The sequence below is a fragment of the Polynucleobacter sp. 35-46-11 genome, from assembly GCF_002281105.1.
On the sequence record NZ_NCFJ01000541.1, the window covers coordinates 1 to 1,640 of the forward strand.

Annotated in this window: 1 protein-coding gene and 2 pseudogenes; all 3 read right to left on the minus strand. The window is 45.6% G+C overall.

Annotated features, from left to right (window positions below):
- A pseudogene (gene ligA / locus B7Y67_RS17370) lies at positions 1–203 on the minus strand (NAD-dependent DNA ligase LigA); the annotation flags it as partial.
- 9 nt (positions 204–212) lie between these two features.
- Positions 213–1,289 (minus strand): cell division protein ZipA C-terminal FtsZ-binding domain-containing protein, encoded by a 1,077-nt coding sequence (locus tag B7Y67_RS17375; protein ID WP_293599704.1) that lies wholly within the window; start codon positions 1,287–1,289, stop codon positions 213–215.
- Positions 1,290–1,640 (minus strand): annotated as a pseudogene (locus B7Y67_RS17380) (chromosome segregation protein SMC); the annotation flags it as partial.

Consider the following 1,640-nt stretch of genomic DNA (forward strand, 5'->3'; position numbering starts at 1 on the left):
CCAACTCTTTGGGAGAGCGAATCAGAAGTAAGCCACTCAGGATGAGCAGCCTCAATATCGATCAACTCTCGATAAAGACGATCGTATTCGCTATCAGGGACTATTGGATTATCTAGAACATAGTAGGCATGCTCTAAGCGTGCTAACTCAGACTGTAAAAATGCGTAGCGATCCGCTAAATTTGTCGGACTAGAAGACGACAAAACAATTCCCTAGCTAAAAAGTCTACTAGCAGCAGAAGATCCCGCAGGAACACCGCTTCTCTCAAGGTTTTCATATAAACCATCAAGATGCTGACGAATGCTTTGAATTGAGATATCAGACAGGTTGATTCCATTGTCATCCACCAAGCGTCCATGAGCGACCTGTGCAATTTCAAGGCCTTCTGAAAGCATGCGCTCGAATGGTTTCTCGTCAAACGAAATTAAAGGTAATTCTAGGAGCAAAGTCAGCTGCTGCACTGGCTGCCCAGGATTCAGATCAGTGCTACTGAAAATAGGCGCACGATTACTAAAGTAATCGTAAGTCCGGCCACTACGTGACAAGATGAACCCACGTTGATTCATGAGTGAATCTAGCTTAGTCCAAGCACACGCTTCATCGAATAGCACATTGATACTCAATTGAATATCACTTTCTGCTGCCATGGCATCTAAATCTTTTGCCTTCTCTAGCATCGTACTAACACTTGGCATATCAATTTGGGCACCTAGCGTTAAGGCTAGTGCTTGAGCTCTGGAGCAAAAATCAGACAGCTCTAGTACACCTATTGGTCCACGACGACTTGCTAACTGAATAGCCAACTGAAGCTCGGAATAGGAGGAGTCCGACTCAAGCAAGCCCCACCCCTCAGAAGAATTCAGATCGACGTTTAAACCTTCACACATCCAGCGAGCCGAAGATGGTGTAGACAAATCATCCCAAGAAATCATTTCTTTCAGAATTTCTGATCCAGTGATCGGCTGAGAGAAGCGAAGAGTAATAACGCAATCAATTCTTGGATCAATAGAAAAGCTGGCCGAGTCAGCCTTCACTGGCAAGCTTACTTCTTTAAAAGTTGGCTCAAGCTGCTCGCCGGTAATTGGATCAGCAAAGCCAGATCCAAAAGTAGGTTCACGTGCAACACGCTCAGCAAGGTAATCCTCTGCTTCAGCCCTTGCTTTACGGAGTGCACGAGCGTACTTCACATTCAGAATAGCTACTGCAATCAGAATCAATAGGCCAATAACAGCCAAAGCAAACTGCAAGTCAGACAAGCCCAGCGTTGTCATGAGTTGCTCTAGATTCACTTAAGCTGCCTCCACCATAGAAACTGCAGAAGAAATATCCACCGCCACGATACGCGATACGCCCTGCTCTTGCATGGTGACACCAATCAACTGATGCGCGATTTCCATAGTGATCTTGTTATGTGAGATGAATACAAATTGAGTCTTACTAGACATTTTGGCAACCATCTGGGCATAACGCAAGGTGTTCGCGTCATCCAATGGGGCATCAACCTCATCGAGCAAGCAGAATGGGGCTGGATTGAGAAGGAACAATGAGAAGACTAAGGCAATTGCGGTTAAGGCCTTTTCACCACCGGAGAGTAAATAGATTGAACTATTTTTCTTGCCGGGAGGCTGAGCCATCACCTG